At 65.6% G+C, this 22,711-nt stretch carries 25 protein-coding genes; 12 read left to right on the top strand and 13 right to left on the bottom strand.

The genetic code is table 11. From position 1 onward, the window contains the following. The first annotated feature begins 2 nt into the window (after nucleotides 1-2). The 5 genes from ACVWYQ_RS22995 to ACVWYQ_RS22975 all read left to right on the top strand — a co-directional run bounded on the left by ACVWYQ_RS22995 (nucleotide 3) and on the right by ACVWYQ_RS22975 (nucleotide 3,260). Nucleotides 3-581 (top strand): NADPH-dependent FMN reductase, encoded by a 579-nt coding sequence (locus tag ACVWYQ_RS22995; RefSeq protein WP_271543304.1) that lies wholly within the window; start codon nucleotides 3-5, stop codon nucleotides 579-581. Nucleotides 582-587: 6 nt separating this feature from the next. Next, nucleotides 588-1,298, top strand: coding sequence for an orotidine-5'-phosphate decarboxylase (gene pyrF / locus ACVWYQ_RS22990; protein WP_271543306.1), 711 nt, complete (start codon nucleotides 588-590; stop codon nucleotides 1,296-1,298). 21 nt (nucleotides 1,299-1,319) lie between these two features. Further along, on the top strand, nucleotides 1,320-1,631 hold the full coding sequence (locus tag ACVWYQ_RS22985; protein WP_157287302.1) for a DUF1330 domain-containing protein: 312 nt from the start codon (nucleotides 1,320-1,322) through the stop codon (nucleotides 1,629-1,631). Nucleotides 1,632-1,796: 165 nt separating this feature from the next. After that, nucleotides 1,797-2,612, top strand: a complete 816-nt coding sequence (gene dapB / locus ACVWYQ_RS22980) for a 4-hydroxy-tetrahydrodipicolinate reductase (RefSeq protein ID WP_271543333.1) — start codon at nucleotides 1,797-1,799, stop codon at nucleotides 2,610-2,612. Nucleotides 2,613-2,636: 24 nt separating this feature from the next. Further along, on the top strand, nucleotides 2,637-3,260 hold the full coding sequence (locus tag ACVWYQ_RS22975; protein WP_157287300.1) for a 2,3-bisphosphoglycerate-dependent phosphoglycerate mutase: 624 nt from the start codon (nucleotides 2,637-2,639) through the stop codon (nucleotides 3,258-3,260). A 132-nt stretch (nucleotides 3,261-3,392) separates the two neighbouring features. On the opposite strand, the gene ACVWYQ_RS22970 is transcribed toward ACVWYQ_RS22975, so the two are convergent. Together ACVWYQ_RS22970 and ACVWYQ_RS22965 are read right to left on the bottom strand one after the other, a co-directional pair. Beyond that, nucleotides 3,393-4,289 carry a methylated-DNA--[protein]-cysteine S-methyltransferase gene (locus ACVWYQ_RS22970; RefSeq protein WP_157287299.1) on the bottom strand — a complete coding sequence of 299 codons (897 nt, stop codon included), beginning with the start codon at nucleotides 4,287-4,289 and terminating at the stop codon, nucleotides 3,393-3,395. Nucleotides 4,290-4,343: 54 nt separating this feature from the next. Continuing rightward, complete coding sequence (locus ACVWYQ_RS22965; RefSeq protein ID WP_271543335.1) at nucleotides 4,344-4,874, bottom strand: DUF2244 domain-containing protein; 531 nt, start codon at nucleotides 4,872-4,874, stop codon at nucleotides 4,344-4,346. Between the two features lie 22 nt (nucleotides 4,875-4,896). Here ACVWYQ_RS22965 and nth point away from each other — a divergent pair, with 22 nt between their 5' ends. Continuing rightward, a complete protein-coding gene (gene nth, locus ACVWYQ_RS22960; RefSeq protein ID WP_404544928.1) occupies nucleotides 4,897-5,649 on the top strand; it encodes an endonuclease III in 753 nt (250 codons plus the stop codon). 20 nt (nucleotides 5,650-5,669) lie between these two features. On the opposite strand, the gene ACVWYQ_RS22955 is transcribed toward nth, so the two are convergent. From ACVWYQ_RS22955 to ACVWYQ_RS22945, 3 genes are all read right to left on the bottom strand, one after another. Continuing rightward, nucleotides 5,670-6,410, bottom strand: a complete 741-nt coding sequence (locus ACVWYQ_RS22955) for a sulfate transporter family protein (protein WP_271543337.1) — start codon at nucleotides 6,408-6,410, stop codon at nucleotides 5,670-5,672. Nucleotides 6,411-6,880: 470 nt separating this feature from the next. Then, the gene (gene nikR, locus ACVWYQ_RS22950; protein WP_271543339.1) at nucleotides 6,881-7,327 is read right to left on the bottom strand and encodes a nickel-responsive transcriptional regulator NikR; all 447 of its coding nucleotides are present in this window, start codon (nucleotides 7,325-7,327) and stop codon (nucleotides 6,881-6,883) included. A 200-nt stretch (nucleotides 7,328-7,527) separates the two neighbouring features. Then, the gene (locus ACVWYQ_RS22945) at nucleotides 7,528-9,981 is read right to left on the bottom strand and encodes a heavy metal translocating P-type ATPase (protein WP_404544924.1); all 2,454 of its coding nucleotides are present in this window, start codon (nucleotides 9,979-9,981) and stop codon (nucleotides 7,528-7,530) included. 63 nt (nucleotides 9,982-10,044) lie between these two features. Here ACVWYQ_RS22945 and ACVWYQ_RS22940 point away from each other — a divergent pair, with 63 nt between their 5' ends. Further along, a complete protein-coding gene (locus tag ACVWYQ_RS22940; protein WP_157287293.1) occupies nucleotides 10,045-10,320 on the top strand; it encodes a metal-sensitive transcriptional regulator in 276 nt (91 codons plus the stop codon). 220 nt (nucleotides 10,321-10,540) lie between these two features. Here ACVWYQ_RS22940 and ACVWYQ_RS22935 read toward each other — a convergent pair whose 3' ends face one another. Then, entirely contained in the window at nucleotides 10,541-11,506 is a 966-nt protein-coding gene (locus tag ACVWYQ_RS22935) for a YiiX/YebB-like N1pC/P60 family cysteine hydrolase (protein ID WP_404544921.1), read from the bottom strand. A 192-nt stretch (nucleotides 11,507-11,698) separates the two neighbouring features. Between ACVWYQ_RS22935 and ACVWYQ_RS22930 the strand changes: the two genes are divergently transcribed. Continuing rightward, nucleotides 11,699-13,087 (top strand): flavin monoamine oxidase family protein, encoded by a 1,389-nt coding sequence (locus ACVWYQ_RS22930; protein ID WP_404544919.1) that lies wholly within the window; start codon nucleotides 11,699-11,701, stop codon nucleotides 13,085-13,087. A 180-nt stretch (nucleotides 13,088-13,267) separates the two neighbouring features. Here ACVWYQ_RS22930 and ACVWYQ_RS22925 read toward each other — a convergent pair whose 3' ends face one another. The 3 genes from ACVWYQ_RS22925 to pheS are packed head-to-tail and all read right to left on the bottom strand — an operon-like array spanning nucleotide 13,268 to nucleotide 17,581. After that, nucleotides 13,268-14,038: a sulfite exporter TauE/SafE family protein gene (locus ACVWYQ_RS22925; protein WP_404544917.1), complete on the bottom strand. Its 771-nt coding sequence runs from the start codon at nucleotides 14,036-14,038 to the stop codon at nucleotides 13,268-13,270. Nucleotides 14,039-14,093: 55 nt separating this feature from the next. Further along, the gene (gene pheT / locus ACVWYQ_RS22920; RefSeq protein ID WP_404544915.1) at nucleotides 14,094-16,502 is read right to left on the bottom strand and encodes a phenylalanine--tRNA ligase subunit beta; all 2,409 of its coding nucleotides are present in this window, start codon (nucleotides 16,500-16,502) and stop codon (nucleotides 14,094-14,096) included. After that, nucleotides 16,499-17,581, bottom strand: a complete 1,083-nt coding sequence (gene pheS / locus ACVWYQ_RS22915; protein WP_271543350.1) for a phenylalanine--tRNA ligase subunit alpha — start codon at nucleotides 17,579-17,581, stop codon at nucleotides 16,499-16,501. The genes pheT and pheS overlap by 4 nt, the downstream gene beginning before the upstream one ends. 152 nt (nucleotides 17,582-17,733) lie before the next feature. Between pheS and ACVWYQ_RS22910 the strand changes: the two genes are divergently transcribed. After that, nucleotides 17,734-18,153, top strand: a complete 420-nt coding sequence (locus tag ACVWYQ_RS22910) for a hypothetical protein (protein WP_404544913.1) — start codon at nucleotides 17,734-17,736, stop codon at nucleotides 18,151-18,153. 8 nt (nucleotides 18,154-18,161) lie between these two features. Here the strand turns inward: ACVWYQ_RS22910 and rplT are convergent, their stop codons facing one another. Then, the gene (gene rplT, locus ACVWYQ_RS22905; protein WP_028179126.1) at nucleotides 18,162-18,521 is read right to left on the bottom strand and encodes a 50S ribosomal protein L20; all 360 of its coding nucleotides are present in this window, start codon (nucleotides 18,519-18,521) and stop codon (nucleotides 18,162-18,164) included. A gap of 80 nt (nucleotides 18,522-18,601) precedes the next feature. Further along, complete coding sequence (gene rpmI, locus ACVWYQ_RS22900; protein WP_008539890.1) at nucleotides 18,602-18,802, bottom strand: 50S ribosomal protein L35; 201 nt, start codon at nucleotides 18,800-18,802, stop codon at nucleotides 18,602-18,604. Between the two features lie 274 nt (nucleotides 18,803-19,076). Between rpmI and ACVWYQ_RS22895 the strand changes: the two genes are divergently transcribed. Further along, the gene (locus ACVWYQ_RS22895; protein ID WP_036024380.1) at nucleotides 19,077-19,472 is read left to right on the top strand and encodes a hypothetical protein; all 396 of its coding nucleotides are present in this window, start codon (nucleotides 19,077-19,079) and stop codon (nucleotides 19,470-19,472) included. Nucleotides 19,473-19,710: 238 nt separating this feature from the next. On the opposite strand, the gene infC is transcribed toward ACVWYQ_RS22895, so the two are convergent. Next, entirely contained in the window at nucleotides 19,711-20,250 is a 540-nt protein-coding gene (gene infC / locus ACVWYQ_RS22890; protein WP_074447655.1) for a translation initiation factor IF-3, read from the bottom strand. Between the two features lie 250 nt (nucleotides 20,251-20,500). Between infC and ACVWYQ_RS22885 the strand changes: the two genes are divergently transcribed. After that, nucleotides 20,501-21,289, top strand: coding sequence for an alpha/beta hydrolase (locus ACVWYQ_RS22885; RefSeq protein WP_456726399.1), 789 nt, complete (start codon nucleotides 20,501-20,503; stop codon nucleotides 21,287-21,289). A 29-nt stretch (nucleotides 21,290-21,318) separates the two neighbouring features. Beyond that, the gene (locus ACVWYQ_RS22880) at nucleotides 21,319-21,786 is read left to right on the top strand and encodes a nuclear transport factor 2 family protein (RefSeq protein WP_404544907.1); all 468 of its coding nucleotides are present in this window, start codon (nucleotides 21,319-21,321) and stop codon (nucleotides 21,784-21,786) included. A 122-nt stretch (nucleotides 21,787-21,908) separates the two neighbouring features. On the opposite strand, the gene ACVWYQ_RS22875 is transcribed toward ACVWYQ_RS22880, so the two are convergent. After that, a complete protein-coding gene (locus tag ACVWYQ_RS22875) occupies nucleotides 21,909-22,706 on the bottom strand; it encodes an acyl-CoA thioesterase domain-containing protein (RefSeq protein ID WP_404544905.1) in 798 nt (265 codons plus the stop codon). Nucleotides 22,707-22,711 lie beyond the last annotated feature (5 nt).

Raw genomic sequence — 22,711 nt, 5'->3', positions numbered from 1 at the left:
GGATGCCAGCTCCCAAGATCCTGATCATTCCCGGCTCGCTGCGCACCGGCTCGCATAATGCGAAGCTGGCGGCGGTGGCGGCCTATGAATTTGCTCAGGCCGGCGTCGACGTCACCCGCATCTCGCTCGCCGATTTTCCGCTGCCGATCTATGACGGCGATCTCCAGGCCAAATCCGGCGTGCCCAAGCACGCGATCAATCTGAAGCGCATGATCGGCGCGCATCACGGCGTCCTCATCGTCTCGCCCGAATACAACGCATCGGTGCCGCCGCTGCTGAAGAACGCGATCGACTGGGTCAGCCGCGTGCACGAGCTGCACGAGGCGCGCGGCGAGGTGTTCCGCAACCGCGTCTATGCGCTTGCCGGCGCGTCCCAGAGCCGGTTAGGTGCCGCCCGCGCGCTGCAGGCCCTGCGGCTGATCCTCTCCGCCTGCCACGCCAACGTGATTGCCAGCCAGCTCACGCTCGCCTTTGCCGACCAGGCCTATGACGATAGGGACAGGCTGAAGAACGAGGGCGATATCGCCGCGCTGAAGGAGCTGGTGACGCAGTTGATCGACGTTTCCCAACGCATGATGTGAGATGACATGACGCCAGCCGAGATCGCCCCGAAGGACCGCCTGATCGTTGCGCTCGATCTGGCGAGCGTTGATGCCGCGGAGGCGATGATCGCGAAGCTCGGCGACAGCGTCACGTTCTACAAGATCGGCTATCAGCTCGCTTATGCCGGCGGCCTGCCGCTGATCGGCAAGCTTGTCGACAGGGACAAGAAGGTGTTCGCCGATCTCAAGATGCACGACATCGGCAATACGGTCGCGCGTGGCACCGAGAGCGTCGCCAAACTGGGCGCGACCTTCGTCACCGTGCACGCCTATCCGCAGACCATGAAAGGCGCCGTCGAAGGCCGCGGCAGCGCCAGCCTGAAGATCCTCGCCGTGACGGTGTTGACGTCCTACGACGACGACGATTTGCATGCGGCCGGTTATCGGCTCAGCGTGTCGGAGCTGGTCGAGGCACGTGCGCAGCAGGCGCAGGTGCTCGGTGTCGACGGCCTCGTATCCTCGCCGGAGGAGGTCGGGGCCTTGCGCAAGATCGTCGGCCACCAGATGAGCCTCGTCACCCCCGGCATTCGTCCGGCGGGCGCCGCCAGCGGCGACCAGAAGCGCATCATGACCCCGGGGCGTGCGATCGCCGCGGGCGCGGATTATCTGGTCGTCGGGCGTCCGATCGTGGAAGCCGCCGATCCGAAGGCCGTCGCAGAGGCCATTCAGGCCGAGATCGCGCAGGCGCTTGGCTAATCAACAACAGGGAGAAGACCAATGGCAAAGGGTTACTGGATCGGGCGTGTCGACGTCAGCAATGACGAGGGCTACAAGCCCTACGCCATCGCCAACGGCCCGATCTTCAAGAAATGGGGCGGCCGCTTCGTCGTCCGCGCCGGCAAGTTCACCGCCGTCGAAGGTGCCAGCCGCAACCGCAACGTCGTGATCGAATTCCCTGACTACGAGACCGCGCTCGCCTGCTACAACTCGCCGGAATACCAGGCCAACATCAAGGTGCGCCAGCCGCACTCGATCGCCGACCTCATCGTCATCGAAGGCTACGACGGCCCGCAGCCGTCTGACGGATAACACTCCGTCATGGCCGGGCTTGACCCGGCCATCCACGTCTTTACGCCCTCTTGTGTGGCCTTTCGTGGATGCCCGGGACAAGCCCGGGCATGACGGCGGAAGGTTGTCCCCTCGGTTGCCGGAACTGCCTCCCCCCGCTACAACGGCCTCGAAGAGGATCACACCATGTCCGACATGCGCTTGATTGTTGCGGGAGCCGGCGGCCGGATGGGCCGGGCGCTGGTGCGGGCGATTGCCGAAAGCGAGGGCGCCGTGCTGGCGGGCGCGCTGGAGGCGCCGGGCTCCGAGCTGCTCGGCAAGGATGCCGGCGTGCTCGCCGGCCTGCCCGCCAACGGCATCAAGCTCTCCGCCGATCTCTGGGCGATGTGCAAGGAGGCCGACGGCATCCTCGATTTCACGGTGCCGGCGGCGACCATCGCCAATGTCGCGATCGCCGCCGAACGCGGCCTCGTGCACGTCATCGGCACGACCGGCCTGTCCGGCTCGGACAATGCCGTGATCAAGAGCGTCACCAATCGCGCCGTGGTGGTGCAGTCGGGCAATATGAGTCTCGGCGTCAATCTGCTCGCCGCCGTGGTCAAGCGCGTCGCCAAGGCGCTCGACCAGAGTTTCGATATCGAGATCGTCGAGACCCATCACCGCATGAAGGTCGATGCGCCCTCGGGCACCGCGCTGATGCTGGGCCAGGCCGCAGCGAGCGGCCGCGGCGTCAACCTCGATGACCATTCCGAACGCGGCCGTGACGGCATCACCGGCGCCCGTCGGCCGGGCAATATCGGTTTCGCCTCCTTGCGCGGCGGCACCGTGGCCGGCGACCACAGCGTCACCTTCCTCGGCCCGTTCGAGCGCCTGACGCTGTCGCATCAGGCCGAGGACCGCATGCTGTTCGCCCATGGTGCGCTCAAGGCGGCGCTGTGGGCGCACGGCAAGAAGCCGGGGCACTACACCATGGCCGACGTGCTCGGCCTGTCCGACATCTGAACTGAACAACACGGAAAGCAGTTGATGAGCGAACGTCTTCTCGTGCTCGTGCGCCACGGCCAGAGCGAATGGAATCTGAAGAACCTGTTCACGGGCTGGAAGGACCCTGATCTCACCGAGCTCGGCGTGAAGGAAGCCAAGGAAGCCGGCCGCAAGCTGAAGGCGCAAGGCCTGGTGTTCGACGTCGCCTACACCTCGGTGCTGACGCGCGCGCAGCACACGCTCGATCTCATCCTCGGCGAGCTCGGCCAGGAGGGTCTGCCGACTTCGAAGAACCTCGCGCTCAACGAGCGCGACTACGGCGATCTCTCCGGTCTCAACAAGGACGACGCCCGCAAGAAATGGGGCGAGGAGCAGGTGCTGATCTGGCGTCGCTCCTACGACGTGCCGCCGCCCGGCGGCGAAAGCCTGAAGGACACGCTCGCGCGCGCGTTGCCGTACTACGTGCAGGAGATCCTGCCCGGTGTGCTCAACGGCAAGCGCACGCTGGTTGCCGCCCACGGCAACTCGCTGCGCGCGCTTATCATGGTGCTGGAAAAGCTCTCGCCCGAAGGCATTTTGAAGCGCGAGCTCGCCACCGGCGTGCCGATCATCTACCGCCTCAACGCGGATTCGACGGTGGCCTCGAAGCTGGATCTGGCGGGGTAGGCTTTCGCCGTACACGCGGTGCCGTAGGGTGGGCAAAGCGCAGCGTGCCCACGCAGCGTCAGCAATTTGAGAAAGATGGTGGGCACGGCGCGATGCGTCTTTGCCCACCCTACAGCAGCGTGCTTGTTGCGCCTACTGCAGCCCCAGCTGCCCGGCCTCCCAGCCCAGCATCGCCTGCTTGCGGGTGATGCCCCAATGATAGCCGGTGAGCGTGCCGCTCTTGCCGAGCGCGCGGTGGCAGGGCACGACGAACGAGACCGGGTTCTTGCCGACGGCGGCACCGACGGCGCGTGAAGCCTTGGGATTCCTGATGTTGCAGGCGATGTCGGAATAGGACACTGCGCGGCCCATCGGAATCTTCAAGAGCGTCTCCCACACCCGCACCTCGAAATCGGTGCCGATCAGCACCACGCGCAGCGGCTGATCCGGCCGCCACAATTTTGGATCGAAGATGCGCGCTGCGAGCGGCGCGGTGCCTTCGTGATCTTCCACATAGGTGGCGTTCGGCCAGCGCCGCGTCATGTCGGCGAGCGCGATCTTCTCCTCGCCGTGATCGGCAAAGGCGAGGCCCGACAGGCCACGGTCGGTGGCGATCACGATCGCGGTGCCGAACGGCGAAGGGTGGAAGCCGTAGCGCAGGGTGAGGCCGGCACCGCCGTTCTTCCATTCGCCCGGCGACATCGCTTCATGGGTGACGAAGAGATCGTGCAGCCGGCCCGGCCCCGACAGGCCGGAGTCGAGCGCCGCGTCGAGGATGCTGGCGGAATCCCGGAGCAGGTTCTTGGCGTGGTCGAGGGTGAGCGCCTGCATGAAGGCCTTTGGCGTGATCGAAGCCCAGCGGCGGAACAGATGGTGCAGCTCATCCGGAGTGACGCCGGCGGCATCCGCCATCGCCTCGATGGTCGGCTGCGCGCGCCAGTTCGCCGAGATGAAGGCGATCGCCCGGCGCACAGAATCATAATCGCGCAACGCGGCGTTCTGGGTGCCTGGCCTCGCCAGGCGCTGGTCATGTATCGCAAGGGTCATCATGACCGGGAATGTAGGGGAGGGGCCCGCGCGAAACCACCCGATTTCCGACTGCGCTCAGGTCGCCGGATGATAGGTCGGACCACGCCGCGCGGCGTTGAGAGCGCCAACCAAGGCATTGTAAAAGCTTGCCTTTTCTTCCGGGCCAAGAAAGCGGGCGATGAGCAGGCGGCGGCCGCGGGAGATCAGATAGAGGTGCTCGATGCCGTATTCCTCGTCGACCTCCTGGTCGAGCCGGACCCAGAGCGGATTGAAGGTCCATTCGGCAACCTGGCCACGATGGCTGACGCGCCGCACCCGCAATTCCGATGACGTCACCACGATCTCCTCGCTGGCCCGTGCGGCGCGAAAATTGACCTTGAAGGCCCACCAGATCACGAGCACGTCGAGACTGAAGAAACCGAGCACTGGCCAGGCGCCCATCATCAGGAAAGCGAGGCCCGTGACGAAGCTGACGGCGCTCAGGAACAGCATCACGGCGAGAAAGCCGGTGCGGTTCAGCGAGCGGTGCGGCGTGAGCAGCGCAGAGAAGATCTGAGGCTCATCCTCGCTCTCAGACGGCCGCGCAATTTCGTTGCCTGTGCTCATCGTCCATCAGTATATCCCGATCATGGCGAAAATCACCCGCAAGCCGGTCCCGCGCAAAGCGGCGGTGCCGAAGAAAACGGCAAAACCGGTCGCGACCAAGCCGAAAGCGCCCGCGAAGAAATCACTTAAAGCCACAAGACCGTGGACGCCGGCCGAGGTCCACGAGGTTTTCAGCCGTTTCCGCAAGGCCAATCCGGAGCCCAAGGGCGAGCTCGAGCACGTCAACCCGTTCACGCTGCTGGTCGCGGTGGTGCTGTCGGCACAGGCGACCGATGCCGGCGTCAACAAGGCGACGCGCGCGCTGTTCGAGGTTGCCGACACCCCGCAGAAGATGCTCGATCTCGGCGAGGAGCGCTTGCGCGAGTACATCAAGACGATCGGCCTCTACCGCACCAAGGCCAGGAACGTGATCGCGCTGTCGGCCAAGCTGCTCGGTGAATTCGGCGGCGAGGTGCCGCGCACGCGCACGGAGATCGAGTCGTTGCCCGGCGCAGGTCGCAAGACCGCCAACGTCGTGCTCAACATGGCCTTCGGCGAGCACACCATGGCGGTCGACACCCATGTCTTCCGCGTCGGCAACCGCACGGGCCTAGCGCCCGGCAAGACACCGCTCGAGGTCGAGCTTGGCCTCGAAAAGGTGATCCAAGCGGAGTTCATGCTGCACGCGCATCATTGGCTGATCCTGCACGGCCGCTATACGTGCCTCGCCCGCAAGCCGCGCTGCGAGGTCTGCCTGATCAACGATCTCTGTCGCTGGCCGGAGAAGACGGTGTGAGACAGCGCTGCGCCGGGCCGCTATCGCACCTGCCGCGCCGGCTCGATCAGCTCGGGCCGCGGGCCTGACAGGCGCTTGTGCATGTGGACCATGAAGGCCATGCCGAAGATCGGTGTCGCCAGGTTCACGATCGGGATCGAGACGAAGGCGGCGATGAACAGGCCGGCGGTGAAGACCGTCGCGGCATTGTCGCGCCGCATCGCCTTGGCCTCCTCCGGCGGGCGGAAGCGCATCGCGGCGAGCTCGAAATATTCGCGGCCGAGCAGCCAGGCGGCGGCGAGGAAAAAGATCAGGAATCCCGCGCCGGCGAACAGCACCAGCGGCAGCGCGGCGAGGTAGACCAGGATGGCCACGAGCGCGGTCTTGATGCCCTCGAGGATCGCCCGGCTGAACGGCAGGGCCGCGCCCGGCCGCTCGGCCGGATAATGCTCGCGCTCGACGATGTCGGCGACGTCGTCGACGAACAAGCTCGCCACCACCGAGGTGATGGCCGGCATCAGGAAGATGCCGCCGAACACGACGCCGAGACCCGTCGCGATCGAGACGATCCAGGAGAGAACCTCGATCGAAGAATGCCAGCCGGGCCCGAGCAGGCCTTCCAGCCACACCTCGCCGGAGGTCGCAAACCAGCTGAGCAGCCGCTGCAAGCCGATCGCCAGCACGGTGATCAGCACCAGCGCAAGCCCGATCGACCGCCACAGGATCGAGCGCATCGGCGGCGAGATCAATTGCGACAGCGCCTTGATGGCGGCATCCAGCATGGGGGACCCTCTGAGGTAGACACTGCGCGAGAGGTAGACACCCAATGCGGCTTCGGCAAGGGCGAGTGGCTGAGCAGCCCTCGGCCGCGGACGCGGCGCGAGCTCTTGCTCACCCTCCCCTGGAGGAGCAGGGCTATCGCATATGGATCGCATGTCGATATTGCAGAGGTCGTCATGCCCGGGCTTGTCCCGGGCATCCACGTTCTTTGTGCTGCGTGGAAAGGCGTGGATGGCCGGGACAGGCCCGGCCATGACGCTGTGGCGGCAGCCGGTGCCCACAGCGACGTCTCATATGCGATAGCCCTGCCTGGAGGAGGAGGGTCGATCGCGCGCAGCGCGAGCGGGGTGGGGTGACGGTCCCTCCGCGATGAACAGTGCCCGAGTGGAGAGATCACCCCACCCCGTCACGCGATCTCGCTTCGCTCGATCACGTGCCGACCCTCCCCCTCCAGGGGAGGGTAAGATTCAGCCTAATCGTGTCTATGCCCGTGCTTGCGCGCCTTCGCCTGTTTGCCGTCCCCCGTCGGGATCATCACCACGCGGCCGTAGCGCACGCCGCGTTCGGCGATGATGTGGTCGGCGAAATGCCTGACCTCGGAGGCCGCGCCGCGCAGCGCCGTCATCTCCATGCAATTGTTGTCGTCGAGGTGGACATGCAGCGTCGCCAGCGCGAGGTCGTGATGGCCGTGGAATTCCTGCACCAGCCGTTTCGACAGATCGCGCGCCGCGTGGTCATAGACGTAGACGAGGCCGGCGACGCATTGGCCGGTCTGCGCGGTGTCCTCGGCGCTCTGCTGCAGGCCGGCGCGCGCGAGGTCGCGGATGATCTCGGAGCGGTTCTGGTAGCCGCGCGCTTCCGCCGCCGCATCGATCTCCGCCAGGAGATCGTCCTCGATCGTGATGGTAATCCGCTGCATCAGTTCCTCTCCGCGGGCGCCGCTCTCTCTTACCTCGCCCCGCTTGCGGGGAGAGGTCGGAATTCAAGCGTAGCTTGAATTCCGGGTGAGGGGGACTCTCCGCGAGTCCAACTGTCACCGGGATTGCGGACAGCCCCTCACCCCAACGCTCTCCCCGGGAGAACGGGGCGAGGGAGCGCGCCTTCGTTGCCGCTGGCACCTCACAGCCGCGTCGCACGCAGCCGCAGCGCGTTGCCGACGACGCTGACCGAGGATAGCGCCATCGCCGCCGCGGCGATGATCGGGGAGAGCAGCAGACCGAACGCCGGATAGAGAACGCCGGCGGCGATAGGAATTCCGGCGGCGTTGTAGATGAAGGCGAAGAACAGGTTCTGCCGGATGTTGCTCATCGTCGCCTGCGACAGTTTTCGCGCGCGGACGATGCCGACGAGGTCGCCCTTGAGCAGCGTCACGCCGGCGCTCTCCATCGCAACGTCGGTGCCGGTGCCCATGGCGATGCCGACCTCGGCCGCCGCCAGTGCCGGCGCGTCGTTGACGCCGTCGCCGGCCATGGCGACGCTGCGGCCGGCCTGCTGCAGCTTGGTCACCACCGCGCTCTTCTGGTCGGGCAGCACTTCGGCCTCGACTTCGGCGATGCCGAGCCGGCGCGCCACGGCCTCGGCCGTGGTGCGGTTGTCTCCGGTCAGCATGATCACCTTGATGCCTTCCGCCGCGAGCGCCTTCAGCGCCTCCGGCGTCGAGGCCTTGACCGGATCAGCGATCGCAAACAGGCCGGCAAGCCGGCCGTCGACGGCCATGTTGATCACGGTGGCGCCATCGCCGCGCAGCCGTTCGGCCTCGGCGTCGAGCGCCGTGGTGTCGATGCCGATCGACGACAGATATCTGGCATTGCCGAGCACGATGGTCCTGCCGTCGACCTTGCCGGTCGCGCCCTTGCCCGTCGGCGAATCGAACTGCTCGACCTGGCCGAGCGGGAGCTGCTTCTCCTTGGCCGCACGCACGATGGCGTCGGCCAGCGGATGCTCGCTGGCGCGCTCGACGGTGGCCGCCAGCCGGAGGATATCGTCTTCCGCAAAGCGGGACGCCGGCGCGATCGAGACCACCTTGGGCTTGCCCTCGGTCAGCGTGCCGGTTTTGTCGACCACGAGCGTGTCGATCTTCTCCATCCGCTCGAGCGCCTCGGCATTCTTGATCAGGACGCCGCCCTGCGCGCCGCGGCCGACGCCGACCATGATCGACATCGGGGTGGCCAGGCCCAGCGCACAGGGGCAGGCGATGATCAGCACGCTGACCGCGGCGACGAGGCCGAAGGCGAGCCGCGGCTCCGGTCCGAACCAGGCCCAGGCGGCAAAGGCCGCGACGGCGATGACGATCACCAGCGGCACGAACCAGCCGGAGACCTGGTCGGCCAGGCGCTGGATCGGCGCGCGCGAGCGCTGCGCATCCGCGACCATCTGCACGATCTGCGACAGCAGCGTCTCGCGCCCGACCTTGTCGGCGCGCATGATGAAGCTGCCAGACTGGTTCAGCGTGCCGGCGATGACTTTTGCGCCAGCCTCCTTGGTGACCGGCATGGATTCGCCCGTCACCAGCGATTCATCGAGCGACGAGCGGCCTTCGAGAATGATGCCGTCGACCGGCACCTTCTCGCCGGGACGAACGCGCAGGCGATCGCCGGCATGCAGCGTGTCGATCTCGACCTCGTGCTCGCTGCCGTCTGCGTCGACGCGGCGCGCGGTCTTCGGCGCGAGCTGCAGCAGCGCCTTGATCGCGCCCGAGGTCGCATCGCGGGCGCGCAGCTCCAGCACCTGGCCGAGCAGCACCAAGACGGTGATGACGGCGGCCGCCTCGAAATAGACTGCGACCGCGCCCTCATGGCCTCGGAAGGTGGCGGGGAATATCTGCGGCGTGAGCGTGCCGAGCACGCTGTAGACGTAGGCAACGCCCGTGCCCATCGCGATCAGCGTGAACATGTTGAGATTGCGCGTCAGCAGCGATTGCCAGCCGCGGACGAAGAACGGCCAGCCGGCCCACAGCACCACGGGTGTTGCAAAGACGAGCTGGATCCAGTTCGACAGGGTCGGATCGATCCAGCTGTGCGGGCCTGCGAGATGGCCGCCCATTTCCAGCGCGATCGGCGGCAGCGACAGCACGCCGCCGATCCAGAAGCGTCGCGTCATGTCGGCGAGCTCGGGATTGGGGCCGGTCTCAAGGCTTGCGACCTCAGGCTCCAGCGCCATGCCGCAGATCGGGCACGTGCCCGGGCCGACCTGGCGGATCTGCGGGTGCATCGGACAGGTGTAGTTCGTGCCCGCGGGCACCTCCGGTTCGGGCGCCTTGTCCTTGGCAAGATATTTGGCGGGATCGGCGGCAAACTTGGTGCGGCAGCCGGCCGAGCAGAAATGGAAGGTCTCGCCGTGATGTGTGATGTGGTGCTTCGAGGTCGCGGGATCGACGCTCATGCCGCAGACGGGATCTTTGAGCTTGGTTACGGCGTCGCCATGATCATGGCCGTGATGATGGTCGTGGCCGGAATGACCGCCGCAGCACGAGGAAAGCTCGGGCTTCGCCGCCGGCGCTGCAGCTTTCGTGGAACAGCCGCATCCGGAATGCGTCGCCGCGTTGTGACGATGCTCGTGCTCGTTGTTGTTCATTGCCATGTTCCGGCCTTTGCGTCTGGTCTTGAAACCCATACCCGGTAGGGGTATATAGAGCCCATGCGCAAGGACATCAAGGCATCCGTCGGAAAACGTCTCGGCCGGATCGAGGGCCAGGTTCGTGGTCTCTCGAAAATGGTAGAGGAAGACCGCTACTGCATCGACATCGTGACGCAAATCGCGGCGGTTCGCGCCGCGCTGCGCCGGGTCGAGGAAGAGGTTTTGAAGGATCACGTCGCCCATTGCGTCGAGCACGCCATCGCGAGCGGCGACAAGGCCGACCAGCGCGCCAAGATCGCGGAGCTGATGGCGGTGATCGGACGGGCGGATCGGTAGCGCGCGCTCTCTCTCCGTCGTCATTGCGAGCGCAGCGAAGCAATCTAGACTTTTACCGCGGAGGCAATCTGGATTGCTTCGTCGCAAGAGTTCCTCGCAATGACGGAGGAGACGCCTCGTAGGGTGGCAAAGCGGAGCGTGCCCACCATCCGTCAGTGATCGGGCCTGAACGTAGGCACGGCGCTTCGCGCCTTTGCCCACCCTACGAGACCGTGCGAACCTAAGCCGTCATCTCCCGCGCCCGCGCGCGATACACCGCGAGCTCGCTCAGCTGCACAAAATGCTCGGAGAAAGCCACGCTGGCTCGCGCATCCGGCGCGCTCACTTCTTGAGCCGGAATTTCACCCGATGTCGCTTCGTCAGCCGCTTCAGGAGCGAGCGGCGGCGCCACGAGCGCTTCTGGAAACACACTGAATGAGCCCGCCACCTCCTCGAGCGGCTTCTGCTTGTCGGCCCAGTGCAAGGCGGTGTAGTCGAACCCGTGCACGATGGTGGGTTTGACGACTTCGAAATAGGGCGAGATATCGAAGTCGCGGGGCATGTAGAGCGAGGAATCGCGGATGTGCAGGATCTCTCGCCGTGCGGCGCGGCTGCCGGCCTTGGTGATCTTCGGCAGGATCGGGTAGCGCACGGCGTCGAAGGCCTGCGCGATCAGGGCCGAGCAGATGATCTTGGTCGGGTCGCCCGAGCCGATCGCGATCATGCGTCGGCGCCAGCGCTGCGGTATCGGCAGCGGGAACAGATAGCGCATGAGGTCGACGATGTTCTTGGTGTCGTAGCCGAAGCCGATGCGGTTGATCGCATAGCGGCACACCGTGGTGCGATCCTCATAGGACAGCCCGACCGGACGGCAGACGCGGGTGTGATAGGGGAAATATTTCGACAGCGGCGCCGAGGTGACGCCTTCGCCGATATTGGCCTCGATCAGAACATGCGGCTCGCCGTTGGGCTCCTCTGCTCCCTCGACCGGACCGACATAGAGCGCGGCATGCGACCAGGTCGACTGCGTCAGGTATTTGATGATGCCGGAGATGCGGTTGTTGCCCTCGACCAGCAGCACGTCGCCGGGCTCGATGACGCCGCGCAGATGCTCGGGGTCGCTCGGCGTGAACGGCTCGTAGCCCGGCACCTCCTTCGAGAGGTACGCGGCAATCACCTTGCCGACAGAATCCAGGACCGTCCCCATGCCGAACTCCCCCCACGGCCTTTTCCGGCCGTCTTTTTCCCTTCTCTATCATGGTCGAAACGTGTTGCAATTCGGTTCATCACTCTGTGAGATCAAGCATGGTTGATTCACCATCCTGGTTGCTGCGCAACATCGGATACGGCAAGGTTCGCGGGCTGTTCACGTTCGCCGCAAGTCCCCGGAAACCATGACATGACAATCACGCGCCGCGGCTTTCTTTCGGCGTCGGCGGCCCTTGCGGCGATGCCGGTGCTGCGCGCATCGGCCGCGCCCCTGCCGCGCGAGGCTGACATCGTCGTGATCGGCGCGGGGGCGGCGGGAATTGCCGCGGCGCGGCGCATCATCGCGACGGGCCGCAAGGTCATCGTGGTGGAGGCGGCCGCGCAGGTCGGCGGCCGCTGCATCACCGACAGCACGACCTTCGACACGCCGTTCGACCGCGGCGCGCGCTGGTTGCACAATCCCGACACCAACCCGATGATCCGGCTGGCGCGCAGCGCCGGGCTGGACGTGCTGCCGGCGCCCTCGGGCCAGAAGGTGCGCATTGGCCGCCGCAATGCCCGCGCCGGCGAGACCGAGCAATTCCTGGCCGCCCTGGTGCGCGCCAACCGCGCCATCGACGAGGCCGGGCGGGGCAAGCTGGATACCTCCTGCGCATCGGTGCTGCCGAAGGATCTCGGCGACTGGGCCGGCGCGGCCGAGTTCATGCTGGGTGCGAGCTTTGCCGGCAAGGACCTGAAGGAGCTGTCTGCCATCGACAAGGGACGCGCGCAGGACCGCAACGCAGCGATCGCCTGCCGCCAGGGCCTGGGCACGCTGATCGCCAAGCTCGCCGAGCAGGCGCCGGTGGCGTTGTCGACGACGGCGAACCGCATCGCCTGGAGCAATCGCGACGTCAGCATCGAGACGCAAGCCGGCAAGATCGCGGCGCGCGCCGCCATCGTCACGGTCTCGACCAATGTGCTGACATCGGGCGCGATCAAGTTCGCACCCGACATTCCCAAGCGGACGCTGGATGCGGCATCGAAGCTCAGCCTCGGCAGCTACGATCGTATCGTGCTGCAGTTGCCCGGCAATCCGCTCGGCCTGTCGCGCGACGACATCCTCATCGAGCAGAGCAATTCGACCCGCACGGCGCTGATGTTCGCCAATATCGGCGGCTCCTCGCTGTGCTCGATCGATGTCGGCGGCTCCTTCGGCCGCGATCTCGCCGACCAGGGCGAGAAGGCGATGGCGGCCTTTGCCCGGGAGTGGATCACGAAGCTGTTCGGTAGCGAGGCCGCTGCCGTGGTGCAAAAGACCAGCGCCACGCGCTGGAACGCCTCGCCTTACGTCATGGGCGCGATGTCGGCCGCCTCGCCCGGCGGCCAGCTGTCGCGAAGAACCCTCGCCGAGCCGATCGGCAATGTGTTCCTCGCCGGCGAAGCCACGCACGAGACGCTCTGGGGCACCGTCGACGGCGCGTGGGAGAGCGGCGAACGTGCCGCGGACGCCGCCCTGCGCAAGATCGGCGCGCTGAAGGACGAGCCGGCGGATGTGCCGACGCAGTCGACCAAGAAGCGGCGCGTGCCGCGGCAGTAGCAATAAAGCGGCGACACATTCCGCCGTCGTCCCGGACAAGCGCGCCCCAAGGCGCGCGCCGATCCGGGACCCATAACCACAGGGCCTGGTTTGGCGAAGACTCGCGGTGACCAGCTTGCACCATAACTTCTTCCTGGGGTTATGGGTCCCCGCCTTCGCGGGGACGACCCGCGGAGAGAGCTATCGCAACACCCCATCCAGCACCGGCAATCCAAAGATCACCGCCATCGCAATAAGCGCATAGCAGATGCCGCGAAACACCTTCTCGCTGGCGCGGCCGAACAATGAGCTGCCGAACGCAACGCCAACCGCATAGACCGGGCCGACGATCAGCGACAGCACCAGCGATTCGCGGCTAATCAGGCCGGTCGTCGCATAGCTGACCATCGAGAAGAAATCCGAGGCGCCGAAGAACAGCACGATATTGGCGCGCGCGACCATCGGCGCGATCGGGCGGCCGAGCCAGTAGCCGACGATCGGCGGGCCGCCGGTCTGCGCGAGCCCGCTGCAGAAGCCGGAGAGGCTGCCGATGCCGACCGACAGCCAGGCGTGGTCCTTGCCGCGATAGCGCCAGCCCGACAGCAATAGCAGCAACAGCGCCGCGACGAAGCAGGAGATGATCCAGCGCGTGGTGACGGGTTCGAGCACGCTGAGGAAATAGGTGCCGATAGGGACGCCGATCAGCGCGCCCAGCACGATCACCGCGGTGGCCTTGCGATCGGCCTTCCGCCACGCATCCGGCAGCAGCGGCACGGCCGCGACGAAATCGATGACGAGCAGCAGGGCAGCAACGAGCCGCGGCGCCGCGATGCTGCTCGCCAGCGGCATGAAGATCAGCGCCGAACCGAAGCCGGAGAAACCGCGCGCTGTGCCCGAAACGAAAGCGACGGCGCAGAGCGCCGCCGCGATCGTGAGGCTGACGTCCTTCGGAAGGAAGTCCGCAGGACTCATGCTCTATGGCTCTCGAGCATGACGTTGTCCGAAAACCGCTTCGCACTTTTCGGCGTCATGCTCGCAACGTGCCGCCGGTCTTCTTGCTGACCTCGGCCACGATCTTGGCGCCGACGGCTTCGATCTCCTGATCGGTCAGGGTTTTCTCGCGCGGCTGCAGCGTGACCGCGATCGCGATCGACTTCTTGCCGTCATCGATGCCCTTGCCCTCGTAGACGTCGAAGACATTGACGCCGGTGATCAATTTCTTGTCGACGCTCTGAGCGGCGCGGACGATCTCGCCGGCCTTGACGGCGCGGTCGACAATGAAAGCGAAGTCGCGCGACACCGGCTGGAAGGCCGAGAGCTCGATCAAGGGCTTGGCGCGCGTCGGCTTCTTCTTCGCCTCGGGGATGCGGTCGAGGATCACCTCGAACACGACAAGCGGCCCGTCGGCGCCGAGCGCCTCGAGCGCTCTGGGGTGCACTTCGCCGAAATATCCGAGCACGTTCTGCGGCCCGATCTGGATCGTGCCGGAGCGGCCCGGATGCAGCCAGCCGGGACCGCCCGCCACGATCTGGAGCGCCTGCATCGGCGCGCCGGCGGCCGCTAGCACCGCCAGCGCATCGGCCTTGGCGTCGAACACATCGGCCTGCGCCGAGCCGGTCCAGTGCCGTCCGAGCCCTTCGGACGACGCAAGGCCACGGCGCACGCCGCTCGCCGCCATGAACTGGTCCTGCGGGCGATCGCCCTTGAACACCTGGCCGACCTCGAACAGCGCGACATCGCCGAATCCGCGATCGGCATTGGCCTGCGCCGCCGCGATCAGGCCGGCGAGCAGGGTCGGGCGCATGTCGGAGAGATCGGAGGCGATCGGGTTCGCCACTTCGAGCTCGCGCTGTCCGCCACCGAACAATTCGGCCGCAGATTTTGCGATGAACGACCAGGTCACGGCTTCGACCATGCCGCGGGTTGCGAGCGCGCGCCGCGCGCGGCGGGTGCGCAGCTGCAGCGGCGTCAGCACCGGCTTGCGCGGCTCGTCGCCGCGCTCGAACGGCGTCATCGGCACCTTGTCGACGCCGAAGATGCGGACGATCTCCTCGACGATGTCGGCCTTGCCGTGCACGTCGGAGCGCCACGAGGGCACTGCGACCTTCACCACCGGGCCGGGACCCGCCATCATGAAGCCGAGATGGGTCAGAATGCGCTTCATCTCGACCTGCGGCACCTCGATGCCCGAAAGGCGCTTGACCTCGGTGATCGGGAATTCGATCAGGCGATCGTCGCCAAAGGTCTTGCCGACCACGAATGTTTCAGACGGCGTGCCGCCGCAAAGCTCCATCACCAGCTTGGTCGCGAGCTCGATTCCGGGCACCATGAAGGCCGGATCGACGCCGCGCTCGAAGCGGTAGCGCGCGTCCGAATTGATGCCGAGCTTGCGGCCGGTCTGGGCGATGTTGATCTCGTTCCACAGCGCCGACTCGATCAGCACGTCTGTGGTGTTCTCGTCGCAGCCCGATGCTTCGCCGCCCATGATGCCGGCGAGCGATTCGACGCCGTGCTCGTCCGCGATCACGCAAATGGCGGGATCGAGATTGTAGGTGCGGCCGTCGAGCGCCAGCAGGCTCTCGCCCTCGCGCGCGCGCCGCACGACGAGATTGCCCTTCACCTTCTTGGCGTCGAACACGTGCAGCGGGCGTGCGCGGTCGTAGGTGATGAAGTTGGTGATGTCGACCAGCGCGTTGATCGGACGTAGCCCGATCGCGGTCAGCCGCTTCTGCAGCCATTCCGGCGACGGCCCGTTCTTGACGCCGCGCACGAGGCGGAGCGCGAAGCCCGGACACAGCGTGGCGTCTTCAACCGTCACCTTCACCGGACAGGGGAATTCGCCCTTGACCGGCTTGATCGTTGGATTCTTGAACTTGCCCATGTCGGCGGCGGCGAGATCGCGCGCGATGCCGTGCACGCCGGTGCAGTCCTGCCGGTTCGGCGTCAGATTGATCTCGATCACGGGATCTCCGAGGCCGGCCCATTCGGCATAGGCAGCACCGATCGGCGCGTCCTCAGGCAATTCCATGATGCCGTCATGATCGTTGGAGATCTGCAGCTCGGCCGCCGAGCACAGCATGCCGCGGCTCTCGACGCCGCGGATGGTGCCGACACCGAGCGTGATATCCTTGCCGGGAATGTAGGTGCCGGGCGGCGAGAACACGCTGACGAGCCCGGCGCGCGCATTCGGCGCGCCGCACACCACCTGCACCGGCGTACCGCCGTCGCCGGTGTCGACCATGCAGACGCGCAGGCGATCCGCATTCGGATGCTGCTCGGCCGAGATCACCTTTGCGATGGTGAAAGGCTTCAGCGCCTTCGCCTTGTCCTCGATGTTCTCGACCTCGAGCCCGATCATGGTGAGCTTCTCGGCGAGCTTTTCCAGCGGCTCGTCAGTGTCGAGATGATCCTTCAGCCAGGAGAGGGTGAATTTCACGTGCTCAGCCCTCCGGCAAGCGTTGGCACTTCGAGCGGCTTGAAGCCGTAGTGGGACAGCCAGCGGACGTCGCTGTCGAACAGCTGGCGCAAATCGGCGATGCCGTATTTCAGCATGGCGATGCGGTCGATGCCCATGCCCCAGGCAAAGCCCTGGTACTCGTCGGGATCGATGCCGCAGGCGCGCAGCACGTTCGGATGCACCATGCCGCAGCCGAGAATCTCGAGCCAATCCTCGCCCTCGCCGAAGCGGATCTCGCCCTTGTCGCGGCGGCACTGGATGTCGACTTCGAGCGACGGCTCGGTGAACGGGAAGAACGAGGGCCGGAAGCGCATGTTGATGTGGTCGACCTCGAAGAACGCCTTGCAGAACTCGTGCAGGATCCATTTGAGGTGGCCGAGATGCGAGCTCTTGTCGATGACGAGGCCCTCGACCTGGTGGAATTGCGGCGTGTGGGTCGCGTCCGAATCGATGCGGTAGGTGCGGCCCGGGCAGATCACGCGGATCGGCGGCTTCTGGCTCAGCATGGTGCGCACCTGCACCGGCGAGGTGTGGGTCCGCAGCAGCATGCGCGAGCCGTCCTGCTTCGGATGGAAGAAGAACGTGTCGTGCATCTCGCGCGCCGGATGGCCTTCCGGGAAATTCAGCTTGGTGAAGTTGTAGTCGTCGGTCTCGATGTCGGGGCCTTCGGCCACCGAGAAGCCCATGTCGGCGAAGATGGTGGTCAGTTCGTCCCAGACCTGGCTGAGCGGATGGATGCGGCCGGCTTCCGCCGCCGCATCGCGCAGCGGCAAGGTGACGTCGACGGTCTCGGCGGCGAGCCGCGCATCGAGCGCGGCCGATTTCAGAACGTCGCGCCTTGCCGCGAGCGCCTCGGTGACCTTGTCCTTGGCCTGGTTGATGGCCGCACCTTGGGTCTTGCGCTCGTCGGGTGACATCTTGCCGAGCGTGGCGAGCAGCGCGGAGATCGAGCCCTTCTTGCCGAGGGCTGCGACGCGCACGGCTTCGAGCGCGGCTTCATCGCCGGCGGTAGCGATCTGGTCGAGGATGGATGTTTCGAGCGTTGCGAGGTCGGACACAGTCAAATCCTTGGCTCTAAATTCGGCTGGGTTGTCGCCGCCCGAAGGCCGTAACGTCAAGCGAAAAGCCGGTCATTTCGGGCACATGGCCGGCTGGGTTGAACCCTGCGCGGGGACCCGGCACCAACGGGGGGTACGAGGAGAGTTTTGCGATGCTTTCGAGATCCTGCCTGGTCGGCCTGGTCCTGCTTCTTTTGCAAGGTGTTTTGGGTGGCGCGGCCTACGCCGAGGAGTGCCCGGCCAAATCGACGTCGATGGACGACGTCATCGCAGTCCTCAATGCGGCGCCTGGCTGCAGCCGTGCCATGAAGCTGTTCGAGGCCTGCGCATATGGCGCCAGCGGCGACGTGCAGTTCGGCGAAGTTGTCGAGAAGAAATGCGAAGCTGATTTCGGCGGCCAACTGAAGCTGCCGCAGAAGCTCGGCTATCAGCGCGAGTTGCAGGCGTGCGATCGCAAGTACCGGAACAAGTCCGGCACCATGTATCTCTCGTTCACAGCCTTTTGCCGGGCGCAGGTCGCCCAGCATTACTCGCAGCGCGCGTTGAAGGCTACGGGCCAAAAGGCCCGCTAGCGCTGGTCTCAGGCAGCCAGCGCGGCCTTGGCCTTCTCGGCGATCGCCTGGAACGCGGCGGGCTCGCTGATCGCGAGATCCGACAGCACCTTGCGGTCCACGGTGATCCCGGACTTGGCCATGCCGTCGATAAATCGGCTGTAGGTCAGGCCGAACGGACGGACGGCTGCGTTGATGCGCTGGATCCAGAGCGCGCGGAACGTCCGCTTCTTGCGCTTGCGGTCGCGGAAGGCGTATTGCATCGCCTTCTCGACCGCCGGCTTGGCGGCACGGATAGTGTTCTTGCGGCGGCCGTAGAAGCCCTTGGCGGCCTTGTAGACTTTCTTGTGCTTGGCGTGGGCGGTCACACCGCGTTTGACGCGAGACATGACGAAATCCTTCAGAGATGACTTTGGTTATCGGATCGCCGCGGGATGCGCGGCACGGATGGCAATGATCGTGGACGCGATCAGGCGTTCGGCAAGAAGTACTTCTTGACGTTGTCGCCGTCGGTCTTGAACAGCACGCGGGTGCCGCGGAGCTGACGGATCTGCTTCTTCGTCCGCTTGATCATGCCGTGACGCTTGCCGCGCTGGGCGTGCATCACTTTGCCGGTGGCAGTCACCTTGAAGCGCTTTTTAGCGCCCGATTTGGTCTTCAGCTTGGGCATTTGGCTCTCCTAATGGCCACAGAGATCCGCCCGCGAAGGCGGCTGGACCGTCAAAAATGCTCGTTAGAGCGTTGATTGTGCTCAAGTTTTGCGACAGGCGCGAAACCCGCACGAGACACCGCCACGGCAGCCCGTAAATCAGCCGGGCGGTGAAGGCTGGGCTTATGACAGAGGAGAGGCCAGTTGGCAACGATGAACCGCCGCAACCCGCCCGCCGACTATTGAACGCTGCCACCCCTCATGTCCAAGCCTTCTCGTCTGAAGCAGGTCCAAAATGGCTCATTTCCCGCAACTTCTGATTTCATTCGCCCGCCCGCGCCCTCTGGCGCTGTTCGCTGTGCTCGCCGCGGCTGCGCTGCCACAGGCGGCTGACGCCCGCGCCGGCGGCTATGACGGCATCTGGAACGTCACCTTCGCCACCACCCGCGGCAATTGCAGCTCGGGCTACAGCGTTCCCTTCACCGTGACCGGCACCCGCGTCTCCTCCGCCGGCGGCGGCCGGGTCTCGGGCCGGGTCAACCGTTCCGGCGCTGTCGCCGTGCAGGTCTCGGTCGGCGCCTCCCACGCCAGCGGCGGCGGCCGGCTCGCCGGCGTGAACGGCGCCGGGTCGTGGAAGGGCATCATTTCCGGCGACCAGTGCAGCGGAACCTGGCAGGCGACCAGGACGTAGCACCAAAGACGCTGGTGCGCTCCCTCCCCGCTTGCGGGGGAGGATCGGGGAGAGGGCTGTCTCCACCAGCGAGAGCCCCCAAGAGGCGAAAGCCCTCACCCGCCGCGCTACGCGCGTCGACCTCTCCCGCAAGCGGGAGAGGTGCAGCGGCGTCCGCGGCTGCACCTCGACCAAAAAAACAAACGGCCCGCCGGGGATCCGGACGGGCCGTTGAACTCAGTCCTAAAAGCGTTGCGCGTCAGCGCGGCGCCAGCACCATCACCACCTGGCGACCTTCGAACCGCGCGTCCTGCTCGACCTTGGCGAGCTCGGCGACATCGGTCTTGATCTTGTCGAGCAGCTTGGTGCCGATCTCCTGGTGCGCCATTTCGCGGCCGCGATAGCGCAGCGTGATCTTGACCTTGTCGCCCTCTTCGAAGAAGCGCTGCATCGCGCGCATTTTCACGTCGTAATCGTGGTCGTCGATCATCGGGCGGAGCTTGATCTCCTTGATCTCGACGGTCTTCTGCCGCTTGCGGGCTTCCGCGGCTTTCTTCTGAGCGGAATACTTGTACTTCCCGTAGTCCATGATCTTGCAGACGGGAGGGCTGGTATTCGGTGAAATCTCGACCAGATCCATCCCGACTTCCTGCGCCATGCGGATGGCGACGACGGTCTCGACCGTACCTTTGTTGTCACCGGTCTGGTCGATCAGCTGGATCTGCGCATTGCGGATATCATCATTGATGCGCGGCCCGTCTTTGCTGGCAGCGGGCGGAGCTTTATTAGGACGGCGAATGGGTGGTTCTCCAAAGTTGTGAAAGAAGCGGCTATCTTGAAGGAAGATGCGTTTGCCGGCAAGCAAGTCGCTGGTGCGAGGCGCGAAAAACCCTCAAATGCGAGGCATTTTGGTCACGGCCCTCGGCACGCTGACCGACATAGACACCTTGCCTCTGTTCCGCAAGCGTCCCAAAGACCAATACCGATGCCGGTCGCGCTTTCGGAACAGGTCCCGACAGCTCAAACCGCATAGCCAGAGTAAACGTTCCATGACCGACGCAATTCCCGATGCCGTTCTTGAGTTCATCGATGTGGGCGAGGGGCCGTCCGCACGCAGGATCGCGGTGCGCCGCCGCCCCGGAAAGGGCCCCGGGCTGGTCTGGCTGGGCGGATTCAAGTCGGACATGCAGGGCGGCAAGGCCGTGGCGCTGGATGGCTGGGCCTATGAGCGCGGCCGCGCAATCGTCCGGTTCGACTATTCCGGCCACGGCGAATCCGGCGGCGATTTTGCCAATGGGACCATCGGCAGCTGGCTCGAGGACAGTGTTGCGGTGTTCGAGCGCTTTTGCGACGGCCCGCAAATCCTGATCGGCTCCTCGATGGGCGGCTGGATGGCGCTGCTGCTCACGCGCGAGATCAAGAAGCGTGCCGGCAAAGCGTCGATTGCGGGCCTGGTGCTGATCGCGCCGGCGCCCGATTTCACCGAAGAGCTGATGTGGAAGAATTTTTCGCCCGCGGTGAAGAAGGAGATCGAGACCAAGGGCTTCTGGCTGCGCCCGTCGGAATATGGCGACGGCTCGCCCTATCCGATCACGCGGAACCTGATCGAGGAGGGGCGCAATCACCTCGTGCTCGGCAGCGCCATCGATCTCGGCTGCCCCGTCCGCATCCTGCAAGGCGCGAAGGACCCTGATGTGCCGTGGCAGCATGCGTTTGCGCTGACCCACCGCCTGCCGGCCGATGACGTCGTGCTGACCATGATCCAGGACGGCGATCACCGCCTCTCCCGCCCGCAGGACATCGCGCGCATTCTTGCGGCGGTGGCTGAGATCGGGTGAAGTGCCTTCTTCCTTCAGGAGGCAATCCAATGACGACCACCGCCATGCTGCGCGCCTTCTGCGACGCCGTCGAGCAGCGCAACGGCAAAGCCTTCGCCGAGCTGTTCACCGAGGACGGCGTCTATCACGACGTCTTCTACGGCGCCTTCGCCGGCCGTGCGAAGATCGCCGCAATGATCGACGACTGGTTCTACCGCACGGCGACCGATTTCCGCTGGGACATGCACGATCCCGTCACCGACGGCACCACGCTCTATGCGCGCTACACGTTCAGCTACAGATCGACATTGCCGGAAGCGAACGGCGCGCGGGCGATGTTCGAGGGCGTGGCGATCATGACGCTGAAGGGCGGAAAGATCGCGAGCTATCACGAGGTCGCCAACACCGCGCCGGCGTTCGTGGATTTGAACTTCGTACCGGAGCGGATCGCGAAGATCGTCGCCAAGCAGGGCGCCGAACTGAAGGCGCGGCCGGAGATGCAGCGGCATTTGGGGTAGCTGCATCCTCCTCGTCATTCCGGGGCGTGCGAAGCACGAGCCCGGAATCCATGACCACCATCGGGAGTATGGATTCCGGGCTCACGCTTCGCGTGCCCCGGAATGACAGGTGGAAAAAGTCCCTACCGCTTCGACGGATTCACCATCGGCTTGCGCTGCGCCAGCGCGGCCACGGTCGCGGTGCCGATCGGGCCCTGTTCGTCATGGAGCCAGCATTCGCCGATCGCGACGCCGTCGGTGGCGTGGTGGTTCACCACCTCGAAGCCGATCCACTCCGTCACCGGCAGGCGGTGCAGATAGATCGTGACGTCGCTGTTGATGTAGCCGAGCCCCTGGTCGCCGGCGTTGGCAAACGGGCTGGCGAAATCGGCGCCGGTGGCGACGCGGACGAACGGCGTCATCGGAACGCCCGCGACGAGCTCGCGCACCTCGCTCATCCACAATCTGCGCGGGCCGAGCGAACCCATATGACCGACGATGGGGCGCGTCGCCCATTTGCCGTTCATGCCGAGCCGGGGATCGGTCGGCTTGGGGATCTCGGCCGGCTTCGGCGCGTCCCAGTTCGGCGGCGACCAGACATTGCCATCGGGATTTTGCGTTTTGCGCAGCAGCTGGCACGAAGCCCGCGCCATGCTGACCCCGCCGGAAAAGAACTCCGCTTCCACTACGCGGATGCGCATGCCGTCGCGCACCAGCCGCGTCGTCACCTCGATCGGCCTGTCGATGGTTGGCAATCGGAACATGTCGACCGTGAGCCGCGCCGGCACGAATTCCGGCCCGGAATGGCGCTCCTCGACGACGAAGCCGAGCAGGCCGACGACGACGCGCCCGTGCAGCGATTTCGGATCCCATGGACCATTGGCGACTTCCGTCGGATGGAATGTATCACCGTCGCGATTGAAGAAAGGCATGTTTGTCATGACGC

The sequence above is a fragment of the Bradyrhizobium sp. USDA 3397 genome, from assembly GCF_054060965.1.
Note: the sequence above shows the minus strand (reverse complement) of the source record. Positions and strands in the feature narration are given on the sequence as shown.